The following is an 18,331-nucleotide window of genomic DNA, read 5'->3' on the forward strand; positions in this document are numbered from 1 at the left end:
GCCGTTTTCATCACGCGAGGGCGATCATGTTCAAGAGACTGGCAGCGGAAGCACTGGGGTTCAGCGATATCGGCGTCATCGTCGGCTCGGCCGATTACGACAAGGTCGACGCGGACGATTATTTGTTCAGCGAAGACGGCGAGCAGATCTTTTTCCTCATCAAGAGCAAGAAGGACGAATACTGCTTCACCAATCTCGCCCTGATCCACGTGGACGGCGATTCGGCCGTGTCGTCGAAGCGCTCGATCAAGCGCTACGACTATGCGTCGTACCAGATTACCGACGTCAGCATCGAAACCGCCGGCACGCTGGACATGGACATCGAACTCAAGTTCAACCTCGAAGGCACCAAGTTTTCCATCGACGTGAAGAAAAGCTTCATCGAGCAGCTGAAGGATATCTACAAGGCCCTGATCACGATCGGCAAGCAGCAGAAACGCAATGCGCTGTCGCGCGATAACGCCCTGCGCGCGCTGGATGCGACGGCGTCGGTGCACAAGCTGAATATCGCGCCGGGGGCGGGGAGCCTGGTGAGCCAGTATGGGGAATTGCTGGAGGCGCTGAATACGGCGATGTTCGATACGCATACCAAGCGCGATTTCAGCGACGTTTTCACCAAGTACATCCACAACTGAGAACGGACAGCAGTTACTGTCATTTGCGGGAGAAGCGGCATGTAATGTGCTGCTTCTCGCTTTTTTTCCTGATCGGTAAAGCTAACGTACCTGTACGCACTGGCCGCACCAGCGATCTGCCAGCCTTAACTCGACCTAATTCTCCTTTAGCCAGACGTCTTTTTGGGAATGAAAAACACATCATGGGCGCGCCGCACTGGCATAGGTACGGTGATGACAGTCGGAGGCGGAGCGTCTTCCGTCGATGCACCTGCTTCCGGCAGAGCCGGCGTGGTCTTCGAGAGCAGCGTATCGATCGCTTTCGTCCCTCGCTCTTCGAATGCAAGGATTTTCCGGTGAGCTTCAAAGTCTGCATAAACCTTGTGAAGCCCCTTGCATAACAAGGCCCGGCCATTTTTCAGCGTAAGGACGAAGTGACACTCTCTTAGCAACCGCCCCATCCCCGCACCAGCGATTGCGCCAAGCGGACCCGCCACCAGCGCCCCCAGCACCATGCCTCTTCCACCTTGGGGCAAGCTTGCACCTTCCGCATGAATCAGTTCGATAGAGTCGATTTGATCCAACGAATAGCTGGAGCGGCCGCCTTCAAAAATGACGACACTTATTTCCTTGCCTCTTGCTGCGATCGTACCTACAACTTTACCATTCGTGATTACTTCAAAGTTGTACACAAACTTGCTGTCACCAATAGCCATGTTGGAAGTCGAATTAAAAAAAAGAAAGGAAATTCTCCAACGTCAAATACTTTATGTCAACTTAACAATTCAGAAAGCGTTGAGTAAGAACACGAAAGCATTTCCGCCAGAATCAGGCTGCTTACCGGTGTCAACGCTCAATCAGGCTACGCAAGCCACTGGCGCGATGCGTGCGCCTCGCCACCGCCTCCGCCAGCACCGACCCGCTCGGCGACACCAGCGTGAACTCCGCACTCGCACGCGTGATCCCCGTGTACACCAGCTCGCGCGTCAGGATGCCGTGCCGGTCTTCGGGCAGCACCAGCACCGTATGGCGGAACTCCGAGCCCTGCGACTTGTGCACCGTCATCGCGAACGCCGTCTCGACGTTGCGCAGGCGCGTGGCCAGTACCGAGCGCACGGCGTCGCCTTCCATGAAGTACACGCGCAATGAACCGGGACGCGCGGGGTCGCTCAGGGTCAGGCCGATGTCGCCGTTGAACACGCCGGTGCCGTAGTCGTTGCGGGTCACCATCACCGGCCGCCCGACATACCACTCGCCGCCGCGGCGCAGCAGGCCCGCGGCTTCCAGGCGCTGTTCGATGGCGGTGTTCAGGCCGGACACGCCCCACTCGCCTTCGCGCACCGCGCACAGGATGCGGAAGGCCTCAAAGCGCCCCAGCACCGAGCGCACCCAGTCCTCGTGCGTGCTGCCCTGCGGTCGGTCCACCAGCAGCTCCAGGTAGGGCTGGTAACCCTCGAGCGCCAGGTTGACCACGTGGTGCTGGTGCGCGTGCTCGATCCAGCGCACCTGTTCGGCGTTGTCGCTGCTGCGCAGCACGGCCTCGGCGCCGTCGGCGTCGCCGGCGTTCACGGCCAGCGCCAGCTGCCCGATCGGTCCGCCGAAGCGGCGGCTGTGGCGCAGCATCACGGTCTGCTGGGCCAGCGCGCCGGCGCTGCCGAGGAATTCGGCGGGCAGTGCCTCGCCGCTGGCGATGCGCACGTAGTCCGCGGTGTCCATGCTGTAGCCGCCGCGCTGGGCGTCGTGGCACAGGTCGCCAAGCACGGCGCCGGCCTCCACCGAGGCCAGCTGGTCCTTGTCGCCCAACAGCACCAGCATGGCGCCGGGGGGCAGCGCATCGAGCAGGCTGGCCATCATTTCCAGGTGCACCATCGAGGCTTCGTCGACGATCAGCACGTCCACGTCGAGCGGGTTGCCGGCGTGGTGGGCGAACGAGCGGGTGTCCGGCCGCGCACCGAGCAGGCTGTGCAAGGTGCGGGCGGCGCCCATGCGTTCGGTGAGCTGGCGCAGCGGCAGCGCTTCGCCGACGCGCTCGGCCAGCTCGCTCAAGGCCTTGTCGATCGACTGTTTTAAACGCGCGGCCGCCTTGCCGGTGGGCGCGGCCAGTGCGATGCGCTGGCGCGCGGCGTCGGGGGCGGTGGCGAACAGCAGCGCCAGCAGGCGCGCCACCGTGTAGGTCTTGCCCGTGCCGGGGCCGCCGGTGATGATCGCCACCGAGCCGCGCAAAGCCACGGCGCAGGCCAGCTTCTGCCAGTTCGGCGTTTCGCTGGCGCGCTGCGAGAAAAACAACAGATCGAGCCAGGAATGGACCTTGGCCACGTCCACGGCGCGGGTGCCGGCGGCGCGCGCGCGGATGCTGGCCGCGACCACGGTTTCGTCGCGCCAGTAGCGGCGCAAATACAGGCGCTCGCCGTCGAACACCAGCGGCTCGCCGTAATCGAGGTCGCCGACTTTCCACACCTGTTCGCAGGCGGCGATCTGGGTGGCCCAGGCCCTGGCGGTCTTCGGCAGCGGCGCCACGGCGACGGCCAGGCCTTGCCACTGCTCGCCGCTCCAGCCCAGCAAGGCGGCAGGGTCGCCGGCCAGGTCGCTCAGTTGCAGGCAGCTGTGGCCGCGTCCCTCGAGTTCGGACAGCACGGTCGCGGCCAGCAGCATCGCCGGCGAAGCACATGTCGATGCGCACCCCAGCGAGGCAACAAAGCGCGCAAAGGCGCCGGACAGGCGGCGCAGTTCGCCGGCCTCGGTCAGGCGCGCCACTTCACGCCACAAGGCGTCGATTTTTTCTACTTCTGTCATTCGAAACTTCCGTTGGCAAGCAGGCGGTCCAGGCCGTCGAGCAGGGCCAGGTCCGGCTCCAGCACATAGCAGCCATGGGTCGTGGTGTTGGCGATCCCGCGCAGGAACAGGAATACGGCGCCGCCCAGTTGTTCGGCCGGGTCGTAGCTGTCGCCGAGGCGGCTCTTCAAGAGGCGATGCAGGGCCAGCATGTAGATCGCCCCCTGGATGTCGTAGCGGTGCCCGGCCATGCCCTCTTCCATCGCGCGCCGGGTGTAGGCGGCGTCGCCCGTGCCGAGCGCGTTCGACTTGTAGTCGAGCACCCAGTAGCGGCCCTCGTGCTCGAACACCAGGTCGGCGAAGCCCTTCAGCATGCCGTGCAGCGGGCGCTCGGCCAGGGTCGGACGCGCGACATTCCCGAGCAGGCTGCGCCGGCACAGGCGATCGAGCTTGCCGATCGCCAGCTCGTCGCTGGGGAACCAGAACTCCATCTCCGGCAGCGGCGCCTCGATCTCGATCAGGCTGGCGCCAAACGGCGGCAGGCGCGTGGTGGCGATCATGCGCAGCCAGGCCAGCGCGTCGTCCAGGCGGTTGCCCCAGCCGGCGCGCCCGATGCGCTGGACCAGGCGCGATTCGAAGCCCGGGTCGTCGACGGCAAAGCCTTCCTGCGCCATCCATTCCAATTGCTCGTGCAGGAAGTTGCCCGGTACCGAGCCGCGTGGGAAGCGGTGCCAGGGAGCGTCCTCGCCGCGCGGGGCAGCGACTGCCACTTCCTCTTCTTCGAGCAGCGTTTCCTCGGCGGCGCGCTGCGGCGGCGCCGTGGTGTGGCGCGTGATCGAGGTGAACGAGCCGACCGCCCAGTTGCGCTCGAAGTCGGCGTCGAAGGGCGCCGGCTCGATTAGCGGCGCGCGCGTTTCCACGCGGTCCAGCACCGTGCACCCGTCGAGATCATCGTCGAGGGTATGCAGCTCGATGCCGCTGCACTCGCCGCGCAGGCGCTCCAGATGCTCGGCCAGGTGCGGCACCGCGACCGCGTTGCCGCCGCTGAGCAGGTAGCCGAGCGCCGATTCGTGCAGGCGGTTCTCGCCCTTCCTGCCGGCGGCCACCGCCGCCACGCCCAGCCACAAGAAGTGGCGCGCACGGGTCAGCGCCACGTACAGCAGGCGCAGGTCTTCTTCCAGGCGCGCACGGTCCACGGCTTCCAGCGCCGCGTCGGACAGGGCCAGGTCGATCCTGCGCCCGCCCGCCTCGTCCACATAGTCGAAGAAGGTGCGGTTGCGGCGGTCGGTCTTGCGCGCGGTGACGGCGAACGGCAGGTACACCAGCGGGTACTCCAGGCCCTTCGACTTGTGCACCGTGATGACTTTGACCAGCTCGGCGTCGCTTTCCAGGCGCAGCACGCGCTCGTCGCCGCCCTCGCCCAGTCCTTCCACCTGCTCGGCGAACCAGCGGATCAGGGCCTGCTCGCCGTCCAGTTGGGCGGAGGCTTCCTGCAACAGCTCGGCCAGGTGCAGCAGATTGGTCAGGCGCCGCTCGCCGCCGGGTTCGCGCAGCAGGCGCGCCGGCAGGCCGAGTTCGTGGATGAAGCGGCGCAGCATGGCCAGCACGCCCTGGCGCTGCCAGCAGTTGTGCAGGTTCTTCAGCTGCTCGACGCGGGTTTCCCACGCCGTCTCGTCGCTCGAGAGCAGCGCCAGTTCGGCCAGCGGCAGCCCGGCCGTACGCGTGGCCAGCGCGGCGCGCGCCAGGGCGCCGTCCAGGGGATTCGCCACGGCGTGCAGCCAGCGCAGCACGTCCTGCGCTTCTTCGCTTTCGACCACCGAGTCCTTGTCGGACAAATACACACTGGCCACGCGCCTGCGCATCAGGGCGTCGCGGATCGCCGCTGCCTCGCGCCGGTCGCGCACCAGGATGGCGATATCGGCCGGCATCAGGCGCGTAAACGTGCTTCCTTCCCTGAAGCCGACCGCCTCGTCGTTCAACAGCTTCACGATGTGCTCGGCGCAGTGGTGGGCGAAGAATTCGCGGTATTCGTCCACCTTCATGTCTTCGCGCGCGCTGGCGCTCATGGTCAGCGCCTGGTAAGGGCCGTCGACGCCGACCAGTTCCGCCTTGTGGCCGGCCGCTGCAACCGGATCGAACGGCAGCGGATTTTCCTCGCCCTTGCGGAAGCGGAAGGCGCCGGTGGCATGGCCCGGATGCGACGCGTCCCGTTCCGCGTACTCGAACACGCGGTTCACCGCCTGCACCAGCGCGGCGGTGGAACGGTAGTTGGTGCCGAGCTGGTAGTGACGGCCCGCGGTGGCGCGCCGCGCGGACAGGTAGCTGTGGATGTCGGCGCCGCGGAAGCCGTAGATCGACTGCTTGGGGTCGCCGATCAGGAACAGGCCCTGCCCAGGGTCGTCCTCGGCCACCCGGTACAGCAAATCGAAGATGCGGTACTGGTCGGGCGAGGTGTCCTGGAATTCGTCGATCAGCGCCACCGGGTACTGGGTCACGATGCGGCGGCGCAGGGCCTCGCCGTTCGGGCCTTCCAGCGCATCCTTCAGGCGCACCAGCATGTCGGCAAAGCCGAACTGGCGCGTGCGCTGCTTGAGTTCGGCCATGCGCGCGGCGATGTGGCCGGCGGCGTGGCGTAGCAAGGCGTGGGCCAGCGGGTCGATCGCATCGAGCGCCGCGCGCAGCGGCTCGGTGCCGTCGAAGCAGGCCGGGATCTCGGCGCTGAAGCCCTTGCTGAAGGCGTCCTCGATGCCGTGCGGCGTGAGGCGATTCCAGGCAGTCTCGTTGAACCTGGCGGTGTCTGGTTCCAGCATGGCCGGGTCCGCGGCCCAGGCGCGCAGGGCCTCGAACCACTTGACCAGCGAATCGGCGCGCAGCTTGTTGCCGTTGAAGCACTTGGGGTTGGCATCGCGGTGGCCGGCGATCCAGCGTTCCATCTCGTCGGCACGCGCGGACCAGCCTTCCTTCAGGCGCGCCAGTTCGGCTTGTTGCGCACGCTGCACGCGCGCCACCAGGGCGGCCAGCGGCTCAGCATCGGGGGTACCGAGTACCCCCGAGCGGCTTACCAAATCACGCACCGAGGCTTTCAGCGCCTCGACGTCGCGCCAGGTGTCGATCACCGCGGCCAGCGCGTGGCTGTTCAGCGGATACACGTGCTGGCGCCAGTAATCGTGGGCGGCATCCTCGAACAGGGCGCGCTCGTCGCTCACCAGTTCTTCGTCGAACAAGCTGCCGCTGTCGAAGGCGTGCTCGCGCAGCATGCGCTGGCACCAGGCGTCGATGGTGAAGATCGCCGCTTCGTCCATGGTTTCGGCGGCCAGCACCAGGCGGTGGGCGGCGACGACGCGTTCGCCGTCGCCGGCATAGCTCGCGGCCAGATCGCGCAGATACGGGTCCTTTCGCGCCGGATCGTCGTGCGCGAGTTCGCCGCGGAAGTAGGCCGCTGCCTGGACCAGGCGCTCGCGCACGCGGTTCGACAGTTCGCGCGTGGCGGCGCGGGTAAACGTCATCACCAGGATGTCGGATGGCAGCAGCGGGCGCACGAAGGCGACATCGCCGCCATGGCCCAGCACCAGGCGCAAATAGAGCGCGGCGATGGTCCAGGTCTTGCCGGTGCCGGCGCTGGCCTCGATCAGGCGCGAGCCGTGCAGCGGGAATGCCAGGGGGTCGAGCAGCTGGCTCATGCTTGTTCTCCATCGAGCTTCTTGATCTGCACGCTCTCCAGCCAGCGCGCCAGTCCTCCATACAGTTCGTCGGCCAAGGCCGGCCAGTTGCCGCCCGCGCTCAGGGCGCCGAAGTCGGGCCAGAGGCGCGCCAGGCAAGGGTCGCTCACTTCGCCCGACACCTCGAAACCACCCTCGTAAACGCCGCGCGGCTCGCTGACGCGCATGTCGCCGCCCTGCACGGAAGCCAGCGCGGTCTTGCAGGCCAGCGGCAGCGGCGCGTCCAGGTTGCGGCGCCACAGGCGTGCCAGGTTGGCCAGCTCGTCGTAGGCGGCGGCGCTGTCGATCGGCGCCATCGTGATCACCGCGTCGCGCGCGACAAGGTAGCCGGTGATGGGGGCGCCCTCGGTACCGGCGGCGCCGGCCGCAAGCTGGCGCAGCCAGGGCACGATCAGCTTGTCGCCGCGCGGCTTGCCGTGCTTGTCCAGCACCTTCGACGAAATCTGCATCAGCCAGGCGGTTTGCTCGCCATTGCTGCGCAGGCGGTCGATCCAGTCGTCGAGCTGCAGGCCGTCCAGCTCCAGGCTCACGGCCAGCTTGGGCGCCGCTTGCGGGAAGTCCGCGCCCAGGCGCAGCCAGCTGCTCCGCACCGGCACCAGGCCCTCGACCAGTTGCTCCTGCCACTGCCGGCCCAGCAGGCCGATCGGCAGCACGCCTTCGCGCGCCAGGCGTTCCGCGCGCGCGTCCAGCGTGGCGCGTACTTCGTCGAGCGCCTCGGGCTTGCCGGCATCGTCGAGCAGGCTGTCTTCCAAAAAATAACGTTCGAGCGCATCCAGCGCGAACGGTTCCTCGTCCTCGCCGATCACCTCGGCCTCGCCGAACATCACGCCCAGGCGGCGGCGGAAGAAGTAGCGCGCCGGCTGCTTCAGGAAGCTGGCCAGGTCGCTCAGTTTCAGGCGGAACTCGGAATCGGGTTCGTAGGGCGGGAGGTCGCCGATCTCGCTGCCCTCTTCCGCGCCGTGCGCCGCGCGCCATTCGCGCGCATAGGTCAGCAAACCGCCTTCCTCGAAATAGCGGCGGCTGAAGGGCTGCAGCGCGTGTTCGACCGTGATGTCGTGCAGGTCAAGGTGCCAGCCCAGTTTGAGATAGTCGCGCAGCTGCGACACCAGCACCGACGGCGGCTGCTCGCTGTTGTCGCGCACGTTGCGGCCGACCCAGCTGATGTACAGCTTGTCGCGCGCAGCCAATAAAGCTTCCAGCATCAGGTAGCGGTCGTCGTCGCGGCGCGAGCGGTCGCCGGGGCGGTGCATGCCGGGCAGCGCCAGCAGGTCGAAGTCGGCCTGCGGTGCGCGGCGCGGGAAGTCGCCGTCGTTCAGGCCAAGCAAACAGACTACGCGGAACGGCACGGCGCGCATCGGCATCAGGGTGCAGAAGGTCACGCCGCCCGACACGAATTGATGGTTCAGGGTCGGCTGGTCGATCTGGCTCAGCCAGGCTTCGCGCAGCACCGCCAGCGGCACCGGCTCGTCGAAGCCGCCCGCCTCGGCCATCTCGAGCCAGCATTGCAGGCCCTCGTTCAGCTGCGACAGGGTCAGGCGGTCGCCTTCCTCGCGGCCGTCGAAGAAGGTGGCCAGCAGTTCGCGCGCCTCGGCGCCCCACTCAAGGGGCGTGCGCGACTGCGCCAGGCGTGCGCGCCAGTCGAGCAGGCTTTCGACCAGCTGGGCCAGCGAACCGGCCAGGGCCGCGTCCAGCCCGCCGACTTCGGCGTAGGGCTCGATGTCGCCGTAGCGCTGGCCGGCGCCGCTGGCGTAACCGAGCAGCATGCGGCGCACGCCGAAGATCCAGGCATTCTGCTCGCCGGCCGCACCCAGGCCCAGGCCCGCGCGGTGCTCGCCGTCCAGGCCCCAGCGCACGCCGGCGCCTTCGATCCAGTGACCGAGGGTGGGCAGATCGTCTTCATGCAGGCCGAAGCGCCTGGCCACGGCCGGCACGTCGAGCAGGTCGCGCACTTCGCTCTGGCGGCAGCGCTGCTGGGGCAGGCGCAGCAGCCACTCCAGTGCGACCAGCAGCGGGTTGACGCTGCGGTCGCGCGTGTCGCCGATCTCGAACGGGATATGGCGCGGGTCGTTGCGCCGGTGCTGGTCGAACACGGCGTGGATCGCCGGCGAGAAGGTGTCGATGTCGGGCACCATCACCACCACGTCGCGCGGACGCAGCGTGCTGCTGGCTGCGAACATCGCCAGCAGCTGGTCGTGCAGCACCTCGACTTCGCGCTGGGTGCTGTGGGTGACGTGGAATTCGATCGACCGGTCCTCAAGCTCGGGCGGCATCTGCGGGTGCTCGGACAGCGGCAGCAGGTCGCGCACGGCGGCCTGCACCTGCTGCAACAAGGTCTCACCCTGGCCGTCGGAGAACAAATCGATGCGCAGCCTGGTCATGCCCGATACCTCGGGGCGCCCTTCCTCATTGTCGAATTCGTCGAGCATGCGCACGAAGTCGCGGCCTTGCCGGCCCCAGCTCGCCAGCAGCGGGTGGCTGTGCGCGTGCAGCTCCTCGATGGGCAGCGCGGCGAGGTCGATGCCGCCGCGTTCCGGATGGCGTTTATGCGCCGCCTTCAGCAGCTCGCGGCCCTCGATGATGTCGCCCCAGTAGAACTGGCAGGGGTTCGGCACGGCCAGCAGCACCTGGGTGTGGCGCGAGAGCACGGCGATCGCCTGCAGTGTCTGGTACGGCAGGGCCGACATCCCGAACAGCACCACGCGCCGCGGCAGGCGGTGCTTGGGCTGGTCGCCCGACAGGATGGCTGAGACGAAGACTTCGTGGATGGCGGCGCGCCCGGTACCGCGCGCCATCGGCGGCACGCTGTCGTGCACTGCACGCCAGAGGCGCGCCTGCCAGCACTGGTCGGCGGCCAGGGGCACCGGCTCGCCGCCGGCGCGGCGCAACTGGTCGCGGCCGATCTCCCAATCCGTCAGCCAGTCGGCGCGGTACACCTGGTACTGGTCGTACAGATCGGCCAGGCGCTCGGCCAGCTGCAGGCGCCGCTCGGGGCAGCCGTCGCCCAAAAAATGGGTCAGCGGCGCGAACACCGGCTCCTTCAGCAGCGTGGGCAAGAGGCGCATCAGGCGCCAGGTGAGCGGGTCCTTGTCGAACGGCGAACGGGTAGGCACGCGCTCGCGGCCCAGGGTGGCGCGGTAGGCCTCCCACAGGAAGCGCGCCGGCAGCGCCACGCGGGTGGCGGCGCACACGCCCAGGTCCTGGGCCAGCGCGATCTTGAGCCACTCGGCGAAACCGTTGGACTGCACCAGGATGGTTTCCTGTTCCAGGGGGCCGAGCGGGTGCGTGCGCAACCAGTCGAAGACGGCTTCGCGCAGCATTTCCATCTGGTTGCCGTGCAGGATCAGCAGGCCGGGCGTGATAGTCGAGGACATGGTGAAAGTGGGCGCTTATGCTTGGGCAGTTCGGCGCCACAGGATACTCTTTTTGCCTCCACTTCGGAAGCGTTGGCGGTGCTCAGCGGTGATCCGTCGCGCGTGCGCCAAGTTCCGCCGCGACCTGGCGCTCCAGCCGGGCAAACAGGCTGCGCAGGCGGGCCCCGAGGGCGCGCGCCTGGGCCACCGAACCGCGCTGGTGCTGCTGTTCGAGCTCGGCGCATACTTCGCCGAAAGCCATGGCGCCGACCGCCCTTGCCGAGGACTTCAGGCGGTGCGCCACCGCGCCGGCGCGTTCGAGGTCGCTGGACGCCAGCGCGATGTCGATCTCGGCCAGGCCTTCGCGCGCGCTGTCGAGAAACATGAAGGCGTATTTACGCAGCTTGTCGGGGTTGTCGCCGAAGGTGGCGGCCAGCACGGCGATGTCCAGCAGGGGCGCCGCACCGCCGGCGGCCGGCCCCTCGCTGCGCGGCGCCGCCGTCTCGGGCATACGGGCGTCCGGGGTGGATGCTTGCGGCGTACGGGCATCCGGCGTACGCGCTTCGGGGGTACGGGCATCCGGCATGCGTGTATCCGATGTACGGGCTTCCGGCGACGTGACCGCCGCCTGCGCCGCCGCGCCGCGCCTTATCGCGCGCGCGATGGTCGCCGCCAGGTGTTCGGGCGCCACCGGTTTCGTGAGGAAGTCGTTCATGCCGACCGCCATGCAGCGCGCCTGGTCCTCGACGCCGGCGTTGGCGGTCATGGCGATCACCACGGTGTCGGCCAGGCGCGGGTCGGCGCGGATGCGGCGCGTGGCCTCGAAGCCGTCCATTACCGGCATCTGCACGTCCATCAGCACGCAGTCGAACATCTGGCGGTACATCTGCACCAGGGCCTCGGCGCCGTTGTTCGCCACCACCACCGCGGCGCCGGCCTCGCCCAGCAGTTCGCGCCCGACCTGCTGCGAGAACACGTTGTCCTCGACCAGCAGGATGCTGCATCCGTCCAGGCGCGCCGGTGCGCTCGGCGCCGGGTTCTCCACGCGCCGGCGCGGCTGCGCTTCCCGCCCCAGGCGCGCCGTGAACCAGAAGGTGCTGCCCCGCCCCAACGCGCTTTCGACGCCGACTTCGCCGCCCATGGCCTCGGCCAGCTGCTTGCTGATCACCAGGCCCAGGCCGGTGCCGCCGTAGCGCCGCGTGGTCGACGGGTCGGCCTGGTGGAAGGAGGTAAACAGCTGCCCCAGCTCCTCGGGCGCGATGCCGATGCCGCTGTCCTCGACCTCGAAGCGCACCAGGGTCTCGTGGCCAAAGGCGTGCAGCGAGCGGGCGCGGATCACGACGCTGCCGCGCTCGGAAAACTTGATGGCGTTGCCGGTGAAATTCAGCAGCACCTGTTCCAGGCGCAGCGGGTCGCCGCGCAGGGGCCGCGCCAGTTCCGGCGCGATGTCGAATTCCAGGCGCAGCCCCTTGGCGGCGGCCGCTTCGCCGAGCTGGGTTTCCAGGCCCTGCATCAGGGTGTCGAGGCGGAACTCGAGCTGCTCGAGCTCCAGGCGCCCGGCCTCGATCTTGGAAAAGTCGAGGATGTGGTTGATGATGCCCAGCAGGTGCTGGCCCGAGTGGTAGATCTTCTGCAGGTAGTCGCGCTGCCTGGGGTCGGGCGCATTTTTCAATGCCAGATGGGTCATGCCGATGATGCTGTTCATCGGCGTACGGATCTCGCGGCTCATGTTCGACAGGAAGTCGCTCTTTGCCTGGTTGGCGGCGTCGGCCTGGGCCTTTAGCTGGTGCAGTTCGGTGACGTCGGTGGCCACGCACAGCACCCCGCTGACGTCGCCCTCCAGGCGCACCGGCACCTTTACTTCCCACAGCTGCAGGGTGGCGCCGTCGGGCAGCTCGACGCCGACCTGGCTGGCGCGCCGGGTGCCGTCGAAGACGTTGCGCTCGCGCTGCCAGGCAGCGTCGGCCTGGGCCACGGGCATCACCTCGCGGTCGAGGCGCCCGACGATCTCCTCGGCCGGCAAGCCCAGGGCCAGCGCCATCTTCGCGTTCACGTAGCGGTAGCGGCGGTCGCGGTCCTTCATGTAGACGTAGGCGTCGAGGTTATCGAGAACGGTGTCGAGCAGGATGCGCTGGTCGATCGCGCCGCGGCGCGACCAGTACAGCGACAGGAACAGGCTGTACACCAGCAGGGTCCCGAGGAAACCGCTCGCCAGCGCCACCCACGGGAACCAGCGGTCGAAGGGCGAATACAATGCGCTCTTGCGCGCGCTGACGTGGGCCTTCCACAACAAACCGTTGAAGTCGACCGGCAGCACGGTGGTGAAGCGCGCGCCATCGCGCGGCGCCGTGCGCACGCCGTCGTCGCCGTACAGCAGGCGGTCGCCCGGCGCCAGGGCCAGCCCGGGGCTTCCCGTTCCCTTGGCCGCCGCATTGCCCTGGCCGGCCGCGAACAGCGACAGCGCCAGGGCCGGCCCCTGCTGGCCGGAGAGCGCGCGCTCGACCATGGTCTGCACCGAGAAGGCCACGCCCACCGCGCCGGCATAGGCGGCGCGCCGGCTCGCCACGTCGGCCGGGGCGGTGTCGGCCAGGTAGACCGGGGCGCGCATGCCGAGCGCGATGTGCGGCTCGGGCAGCGCCACCTGGATCGGGTGGCCGGACGCGCTCATGCCGCCGCTGTCGCGCGCCCGCGCCATCGACTCGGCGACCGGGCTGGCGGCGGTGAGGTCGACGCCGAACTTCTCGGGCAGCATCTCGGGCGGCTCGATGAAGGTCAGCACGTTGTAGCTGGAACGGCGGCCCGTCGGCCGGATGGCGAACTCGGGATAGCCTTCCGGCGCCAGGCTGCGGTCGGCGCGCACGGCGGCCACGAAGCTGTCGCGATCGGCGTCGGCCACCTCCTGGGAAAACGAGACGGCATCGATGGCCGGATAATTGGCGCGCAGGTCGAGCAGCGCCACGTAGCGGTGGAACTGCAGGCGCGTGACCGGGGCTTTGCTCGACGAGAACAGGGCCGCCAGTGCGCGCGTGACGTCGGAATACGACTTGATGGAAGTGGCGAGGCGCTCCTGCGCGGCGTGCGCGCGGTTCTCGAAACGGCGCAGGGCTTCTTCCTCGACGCTGCGGCTGGCGCCCATGTGCAGCAGCGCGCCGACCAGCAGCGCCAGCCATGCTCCCGCCGCCCACGACACGATGCGGGTGGTGCCGCGCGCACCGAAGGCCGCGCCGATGCTGCGGGGGATCGAAAGATTCATCGCCTTGCCCTGCCGGGTCGCTTACTGATGGGTTCGATTAATTCATTGGTAATATACGCGATCAATGCGCCGGGGGGCGCTCGACAGTAAATACACGAACATGCGAAAAATGGCAGCGAAAATGGTAATTGGATTGGCGGCAGGGTTGGCCGCAGGACTGGCAACGGCAGGTGAAGCGCCGGTGCAGGCGCAGGCATCGGACCCGGCGCCGGCCGACCCGCGCCTGTGGCTGGAAGACGTGGCCGGCGAGAAGCCGCTGGCCTGGGTACGCGAGCACAACGCGGTGGCCGAGCGCGAACTCGGCGGCGCGGCGCACGAGGCCCTGCGCGCGCGCCTGCAGACCATCCTCGACGCCAAGGAGCGCATTCCCTACGCCAGCAAGCATGGCGACTACCTGTACAACTTCTGGCGCGACGCCCGGCACGTGCGCGGCATCTGGCGCCGCACCACCCTGGCCGAGTACCGCAAGGAAGCGCCCGACTGGGAAACCGTGATCGACCTCGACGCCCTCGCCACGAGCGAGAACGAGAACTGGGTCTGGGCCGGCGCGTCCTGCCTCGAGCCGCGCGGCGACCGCTGCCTGGTGTCGCTCTCGCGCGGCGGCGGCGACGCCCAGGTGGTGCGCGAGTTCGACCTGAAGACGCGCGCCTTCGTGGCGAACGGCTTCGCGCTGCCGGAAGCCAAGAGCAGCATCGCCTGGATCGACCAGGACACGGTGTTCGTCGGCACCGACTTCGGCAAGGACGCGATGACCACCTCGGGCTATCCGCGCATCGTCAAGGAGTGGAAGCGCGGCCAGCCACTGGCGGGCGCGCGCACCGTGTACGAGGCCGGCGCCACCGATTTGTCGGCCTCGGCCCACCGCGACCTGACGCCCGGCTACGAGCGCGCCTTCGTCTCGCGCCAGATCGACTTCTATACCTCGGAACTGTTCCTGGTCGATGCCGGCAAGCTGGTCAAGATCGACAAGCCGCTCGACGCGAATGCCTACGCGGTGCGCGACCAGATGCTGGTCGAACTGCGTTCCGACTGGACCGTGGGCGGACGCACCTGGCCGCAGGGCAGCCTGCTGGCGATGGACTTCGACCGCTTCATGCGCGGCGAGCGCAATTTCGAGGCGCTGTTCACGCCTACGGCGACCACCTCGCTCGACGGCGTGGCGGTCACAAAAAACGCGCTGCTGCTCACCGTCCTCGACAAGGTCAAGAACCGCGTGGTCGAACTGCGCCGCGTCGACCAGACCTGGCAGCGCCGCGACGTCGCCGCGCCCGGCATCGGCACCCTGGGCGTATCGCCGCTGGATAACATCGAGTCCGACCAGTACTTCCTGACCGTGACCGACTTCCTGAACCCGACCACGCTCTACCTGGGCGACGTCGGTAGCGACAAGCGCGAGCGCGTGAAGGCGATGCCGGCCTACTTCGACAGCAAGCCCTACACGGTGGCGCAGTACGAGGCGAAGTCGAAGGACGGCACCATGGTCCCCTACTTCGTGGTCATGGACCGCAAGGCCAAGATGGACGGCAAGAACCCGACCGTCCTGTATGGCTACGGCGGCTTCGAGGTGTCGCTGAAGCCTTCGTACAGCGGCTTGATCGGCAACGCCTGGCTGGAACAGGGCGGCGTGTACGTGCTGGCGAACATCCGCGGCGGCGGCGAATTCGGCCCGCGCTGGCACCAAGCGGCGCTGAAGGAAAACCGGCAAAAGGCCTACGACGACTTCATCGCCGTGGCCCAGGACCTCATCGCGCGCAAGGTCACCAGCCCGCGCCACCTCGGCATCATGGGCGGCAGCAACGGCGGCCTGCTGGTCGGCGCCACCCTGGTGCAGCGTCCGGATCTGTTCAACGCCGTGGTGTGCCAGGTACCGCTGCTCGACATGGCGCGCTACCACAAGCTCCTGGCCGGCGCCTCGTGGATGGGGGAATACGGCGACCCGGACGATCCGAAACAGTGGGAATACATTTTGAAGTATTCCCCTTACCAGAACGTCTTCAAGGACAAGCACTACCCGCGCGTGCTGTTCACCACCTCGACCCGCGACGACCGCGTGCATCCTGGCCATGCACGCAAGATGGCGGCGCTGATGCAGGAACAGGGGCATGACATACTGTACTGGGAAAACACCGAAGGCGGGCACGGCGGCGCCGCCAACAACGCGCAAGCCGCGCGCATGTGGGCGTTGACGTACAGCTTCCTGCTGAAGCAGTTGAAGTAAAGCATGACCGGAATATCCACCCTGCGTTAGCGGTGGATACCGTACGGTGGGCACTCCGTGCCCACGCGGTTACGTGCGTATCCTTGATGCGTTGGCCGCGACATGTCGCTCGAAACGCCTGACAACGGCCCATGGCCATTGCATGCGTTGCGGGCGACACCTCCCTGCCGCTGACTACGGACACGTGCGTACCGCGTGGGCACGGAGTGCCTAGCGCGGCCCGGCCCACCCTACAATTTCGGCCGCAGGCCGACACTTAGGCCGCACGCGCCGCAATCCCACTCAGCTCACCAGCCGCCGATCAAATAACACCCGGCACGTCGGCTCGATATCCACATACAGCGCCACCGCCGTCTCGACCCCGATCACCAGCGGCGGCCCAAGCCGCTCGGTCACCACGCCCGCCCTGCGCAGCAGCCGCTCGATGGCCGTGGTGGTCACCGTCACGTAGCGCTCGATCCCCTCGTCGTGCCCATAACGGATGATCGCCGCGATCGACTCCATCGTGATTTCCGAGAACCCGAAGTGGCTACAACCCTCGGTTTCGATGGCGAAGCGCGACAGTTCCCAGATGTGCTCGTCGCGCGGCGCCGGCTGGCCGTGCAGCAGCTGCGAGAACGAGTCCTTCAGCATGTAGGGGCCTTCGGTCGGCAGCAGGCGCCAGCAGCCGCGCAGCACGCCGCCGCCTGGCTCGCGCATCATCATGTAGTGCGGTTCCAGGGCATCGTAGCCGTCGATTTCCATTCCCGAAAGCACCGGTACTTCCCAACCCAGCCGGCCCTGGAACACCTTTGCACGAAGCGTGTGCATTTCCCACAAATCGCGGGACTTGAATTCGCGCCGTGCTGCGATATTGATCTGCAGTGCCATGTTGCTCTCCCTGTGTTGTGAATGAAAAAGTATGCGAAGCGCATAAAGAGTCATGCAATCCGGGCAAGAGGGGAACTAGCAGCTCTGCTAGGTGGGCTAGGGGGTACGGGAGTGGAATACTGAGGTTTTGCTACCGAACAACCAGGAGACCGCATCATGCCGAACGATTTCGTAAGCGAAACCATGCTGGCCCGCCCGCACCTGCAGCCGGCCCTGCACCAGCCGCCGCGCGCGGCGCACGTGGACCTGCGCCAGTTCCGGATCAGCAAGCGCGAAAGCCAGGAAAAGTTCTGGGGCCGCTTCGGCGTGACCCAGTCGAGCGGCAGCCGCTTCGAGACGGGGCTGGCGATTCCGGCCCCGGTAGCGATCCTGTTGAAGCTCTACGTCAACGGCAAGCTCAACGATGGCGATCTTCAGGGCTGATCAGCCCGAGCGCAATCGCCTTCACGACCGCCTGCTGGCGGGTGTTGACGTTGAATTTCTGGCGCACGTTGGCCAGGTGGAAATTGACGGTCGCCTCGGAGCAATTGGTGATCTTTGAAATTTCCCAGGACGATTTGCCCGCCATGACCCAGTTGAGCACTTCCAGCTCGCGCCGGGTCAGGCGCGGCACCGGTTCGCTGCCGAGGCCATTGTTCATGAAGCGGATCGCCGACGCGAACGCGTAGTCGCGCACCAGGGTCAGCGTCGGCATCACGTCGTCGATCGACCGCGTGAACTCCTGGTCCGCAGGCGCGTCCGACGCGAAGCTGAGCACGCCGAACTCGCCGTTCGGCCCGTGCACCGGCAGCGTCACACCAGTGCGTATCCCGTACGCACAGGCTTCCTCGTACAGCGCCCGTCCCTCTTTCCCGCCAAAGGTATCCGGCTCCCAGACAATCGGCAACGTGCTGCTCAGGCAATGGCCGACCGTCGGATCGACGTAGGCCAGGCGCTCGGCATCGTAGCGCTCGCGCCAGGCCGAAGAATAATTACTGCGCAAAAAAGCGCGTTCGAATTGGGCATGGCGCGAGCCGACCATGCCATACAGCACCTGATCGAAGCCGAGCTGGCGTGCCAGCCCGAACAGGACCTGGCTCCAGGTACCAGGGTCCCGTATCTCCATCAGCTGCACCAGTTGTGCAGTCTCGACCATGTGTGCTCGCTTTTAACGAAAGTGTGAAATCACGATGGTAATGCATACGCTGGGCCAGCATAATGCAAACTGGCAATTTCATTACGCCCAACGATGGAATGTGAGAATTCGTGGTCGTCATCTGGCAACAAAAATTTGTTAAATCGATCAATTAAGATGCCGTTGATACTTTTACTCCAAGTAATAGAGTCATGTCCAATAGTTATTTCAATTGTGCAAGTAATGCTGTAACTATTACGTGATAACGATTTCAGGCACAGCGGTTATTCGGCCGATGCATGAAGCATTGCCAGAAGGCGCACTCAAGCGTGCGCCACGCGGAGTTCGCTTGCGCTAAGCTCCGCGCGCCTGTTTAGAATTTATTTCAATCTTGCAAGACTTTCCAGCTGCTTACTTGACT

10 protein-coding genes are annotated in these 18,331 nt (G+C 66.8%); 3 read left to right on the plus strand and 7 right to left on the minus strand.

The window, feature by feature from the left end:
- Positions 1–26: 26 nt before the first annotated feature.
- Positions 27–635, plus strand: coding sequence for a PH domain-containing protein (locus QWL29_RS11110; RefSeq protein WP_229436686.1), 609 nt, complete (start codon positions 27–29; stop codon positions 633–635).
- Between the two features lie 146 nt (positions 636–781).
- On the opposite strand, the gene QWL29_RS11115 is transcribed toward QWL29_RS11110, so the two are convergent.
- The 5 genes from QWL29_RS11115 to QWL29_RS11135 all read right to left on the minus strand — a co-directional run bounded on the left by QWL29_RS11115 (position 782) and on the right by QWL29_RS11135 (position 13,708).
- A complete protein-coding gene (locus QWL29_RS11115; protein ID WP_305822951.1) occupies positions 782–1,330 on the minus strand; it encodes a hypothetical protein in 549 nt (182 codons plus the stop codon).
- Positions 1,331–1,460: 130 nt separating this feature from the next.
- A complete protein-coding gene (gene recD, locus QWL29_RS11120; RefSeq protein WP_305822952.1) occupies positions 1,461–3,407 on the minus strand; it encodes an exodeoxyribonuclease V subunit alpha in 1,947 nt (648 codons plus the stop codon).
- Positions 3,404–7,066, minus strand: coding sequence for an exodeoxyribonuclease V subunit beta (recB, locus tag QWL29_RS11125; protein WP_305822953.1), 3,663 nt, complete (start codon positions 7,064–7,066; stop codon positions 3,404–3,406). The genes recD and recB overlap by 4 nt, the downstream gene beginning before the upstream one ends.
- A complete protein-coding gene (gene recC, locus QWL29_RS11130; RefSeq protein ID WP_305822954.1) occupies positions 7,063–10,476 on the minus strand; it encodes an exodeoxyribonuclease V subunit gamma in 3,414 nt (1,137 codons plus the stop codon). Before recC ends, recB begins: the two co-directional genes overlap by 4 nt.
- An 82-nt stretch (positions 10,477–10,558) precedes the next feature.
- Positions 10,559–13,708: a CHASE domain-containing hybrid sensor histidine kinase/response regulator family protein gene (locus QWL29_RS11135; protein WP_305822955.1), complete on the minus strand. Its 3,150-nt coding sequence runs from the start codon at positions 13,706–13,708 to the stop codon at positions 10,559–10,561.
- Positions 13,709–13,829: 121 nt separating this feature from the next.
- On the opposite strand from QWL29_RS11135, the gene QWL29_RS11140 reads away from it, so the two are divergent.
- Positions 13,830–15,926: a prolyl oligopeptidase family serine peptidase gene (locus QWL29_RS11140; RefSeq protein WP_305822956.1), complete on the plus strand. Its 2,097-nt coding sequence runs from the start codon at positions 13,830–13,832 to the stop codon at positions 15,924–15,926.
- Between the two features lie 282 nt (positions 15,927–16,208).
- On the opposite strand, the gene QWL29_RS11145 is transcribed toward QWL29_RS11140, so the two are convergent.
- Entirely contained in the window at positions 16,209–16,796 is a 588-nt protein-coding gene (locus tag QWL29_RS11145) for an acyl-homoserine-lactone synthase (protein ID WP_305822957.1), read from the minus strand.
- Between the two features lie 156 nt (positions 16,797–16,952).
- Here QWL29_RS11145 and QWL29_RS11150 point away from each other — a divergent pair, with 156 nt between their 5' ends.
- A complete protein-coding gene (locus QWL29_RS11150; protein WP_305822958.1) occupies positions 16,953–17,219 on the plus strand; it encodes a helix-turn-helix domain-containing protein in 267 nt (88 codons plus the stop codon).
- Here QWL29_RS11150 and QWL29_RS11155 read toward each other — a convergent pair.
- Positions 17,194–17,931 carry a helix-turn-helix transcriptional regulator gene (locus QWL29_RS11155; RefSeq protein WP_305822959.1) on the minus strand — a complete coding sequence of 246 codons (738 nt, stop codon included), beginning with the start codon at positions 17,929–17,931 and terminating at the stop codon, positions 17,194–17,196. The two genes, QWL29_RS11150 and QWL29_RS11155, sit on opposite strands and share 26 nt — an antisense overlap.
- Between the last annotated feature and the right edge of the window lie 400 nt (positions 17,932–18,331).

It is taken from the genome of Massilia brevitalea, from assembly GCF_030711405.1.
In the GTDB taxonomy this organism is placed as follows: Bacteria; Pseudomonadota; Gammaproteobacteria; order Burkholderiales; family Burkholderiaceae_D; genus Telluria; species Telluria brevitalea.

Coding starts and splice junctions, on each gene's coding strand:
- QWL29_RS11150 (WP_305822958.1), top strand. CDS start 16,953: ATGCCGAACGATTTCGTAAGCGAAACCATGCTGGCCCGCCCGCACCTG.
- QWL29_RS11145 (WP_305822957.1), bottom strand. CDS start 16,796: ATGGCACTGCAGATCAATATCGCAGCACGGCGCGAATTCAAGTCCCGC.
- QWL29_RS11155 (WP_305822959.1), bottom strand. CDS start 17,931: ATGGTCGAGACTGCACAACTGGTGCAGCTGATGGAGATACGGGACCCT.
- QWL29_RS11115 (WP_305822951.1), bottom strand. CDS start 1,330: ATGGCTATTGGTGACAGCAAGTTTGTGTACAACTTTGAAGTAATCACG.
- QWL29_RS11110 (WP_229436686.1), top strand. CDS start 27: ATGTTCAAGAGACTGGCAGCGGAAGCACTGGGGTTCAGCGATATCGGC.
- recD (WP_305822952.1), bottom strand. CDS start 3,407: ATGACAGAAGTAGAAAAAATCGACGCCTTGTGGCGTGAAGTGGCGCGC.
- QWL29_RS11140 (WP_305822956.1), top strand. CDS start 13,830: ATGGTAATTGGATTGGCGGCAGGGTTGGCCGCAGGACTGGCAACGGCA.
- QWL29_RS11135 (WP_305822955.1), bottom strand. CDS start 13,708: ATGAATCTTTCGATCCCCCGCAGCATCGGCGCGGCCTTCGGTGCGCGC.
- recB (WP_305822953.1), bottom strand. CDS start 7,066: ATGAGCCAGCTGCTCGACCCCCTGGCATTCCCGCTGCACGGCTCGCGC.
- recC (WP_305822954.1), bottom strand. CDS start 10,476: ATGTCCTCGACTATCACGCCCGGCCTGCTGATCCTGCACGGCAACCAG.